General features: G+C 58.5%; 2 protein-coding genes. One reads left to right on the top strand and one right to left on the bottom strand.

Translation table 11 applies throughout. The features are described 5' to 3' along the window. Positions 1-5: 5 nt before the first annotated feature. Entirely contained in the window at positions 6-1,007 is a 1,002-nt protein-coding gene (locus U1R88_RS35440; RefSeq protein ID WP_322435548.1) for a helix-turn-helix transcriptional regulator, read from the bottom strand. A gap of 362 nt (positions 1,008-1,369) precedes the next feature. On the opposite strand from U1R88_RS35440, the gene U1R88_RS35435 reads away from it, so the two are divergent. Then, a partial coding sequence (locus U1R88_RS35435; RefSeq protein WP_425545537.1) for a hypothetical protein occupies positions 1,370-1,666 on the top strand: 297 nt, incomplete at its 3' end.

Genomic DNA, 1,666 nt, shown 5'->3' with positions numbered 1-1,666 from the left:
CGCGATTATCCTAGCCGCGATTGCTTCCGAAACTGACGAGGCGTCACGCCAGAAATTCGACGGAAGGCTCTACTGAAATGCGCGGGATCCGTATAGCCGGAAGAAAACGAAACATCGATGATCTTGGCTTCAGTATCGCGCAACAGCTTACTGGCGTTCTCATATCTGACGGTGTCGAGTATATCCGAATAGGCAAGGCCCAGATGCGAGAGCTTGCGTTGAAAGGTCCGGGCGCTGACGCCGGCCATCTCCGCAACGACAGCAAGAGCCGGGATTCCCTCGTCGAGATAGGCCGGTAACATCAATTTGAGGAGCTCGACGATATCATAGGCAGAAGGACCGTCGTCATGATCGTCCGGCGGAAGACCCAATTCGCTCGGACGACCGGGAAGACTGAGATACGAGATCGGCACGCTGACCCAGGCGGCCTGCTGGCCTGACAGGAAGCGCACGTTTGGCCAGAATGCCCGTGTCGCCGGCCCCGGCGTGTAGCGCGCTTCAAAGGCGATGGTTGCCGGCATCCAGTCAGGCCCGGCGAATTGCCGGACGATATGGATGGCGAAGATATTCTGGATCCACTGCGCATGCTCCAGATGCAGGAATCCATTCGTCCTGGCGAGCCTGCTGCAAACCCGCACGTGATCGTCATCGTACTCGATCCACATGCTCAGAACCGTATCCTCTCGCGGCGCCCATCTGCAGGCGTGCCGCAGCGCCATGAGCAGCGTGGGGGAGTGAGCGATCAGGGTACGGGTTTTTCCCCTCATGTGGGAGTAGCTGATCCGTTGCGCGGCCAGAAAGCCGAGATCTTCGATATCCTGGCTTCTCTGCGCGGTTTCCGCGAAACGGAGTGTCGGAAGCAACGGGATATAGAGATCGCTCTTGTCCTCCAGAGACGACGGCAATCGGAATTTTTCCAGAAGCGAACTGGTCGGTGCACCAATGTCGTCAAGAATTCCGATGAAGGGCAGAAGAAACTGGCAGCGCGTCAAAGGTATGTTCGCCATCGGATCTCGCCGCAATGGTAGATTGATACTTCTCATTAGCCAGAATTTGGCGGGATTCGCCATCGGCTCGAACGAAGAATATCCCCGGGGCAAAGCGCATTTCGACGCGTCCTTTCAGTTCCTGGCGCGTGCGTCCAATCGCAAGACACTTTGGCGATTGGCGTGAAATGGCAAGACCGGCAATCGGCCGATGTCCGAAATAGCCTGAACAAGATCCATCTGTCGGTCCGAAACGAACGGCCGAACGAGGGTGTCGGCTTGCGCTAACGAACCACCTCCCCGAACGTCGGCCATGCCGTCCTTCGTGCGGCGGTCCCGCTCTCGGGCGCGTGTCGGCGACGGTGAAATGCCAAGGGGAAACAGTGCGCTATCTCGCTATCGGGGTGATTTCGGCATCGTTGCTAACGCCCGCTTGGGCTTCCGATTTCTCACAGCCTCCCTCGCCGCCCCCTCCCCTCATCGAATCGGGCCCGAGCTTTTACATCACGAGCTATCTCTGGGCGACAGCGATCAACGGAAAGAGCGCGACATTCCCGCCCCTTCCGGCGGCCGCCATCAATATGAGCTTCCGCGACGTGCTCAAGGAGCTCAACGGCGCAATGATGGCCTCGCTGGAAATGCGTGTCGGCCGCTGGAGCTTTCTGGTCGATGGGCAGTTT

Origin of the sequence: Labrys sedimenti, assembly GCF_034424805.1 — a bacterium.
In the GTDB taxonomy this organism is placed as follows: Bacteria; Pseudomonadota; Alphaproteobacteria; order Rhizobiales; family Labraceae; genus Labrys; species Labrys sedimenti.
This window is presented reverse-complemented; position numbering and strand designations above follow the sequence as displayed.

Coding starts and splice junctions, on each gene's coding strand:
- U1R88_RS35440 (WP_322435548.1), bottom strand. CDS start 1,007: ATGGCGAACATACCTTTGACGCGCTGCCAGTTTCTTCTGCCCTTCATC.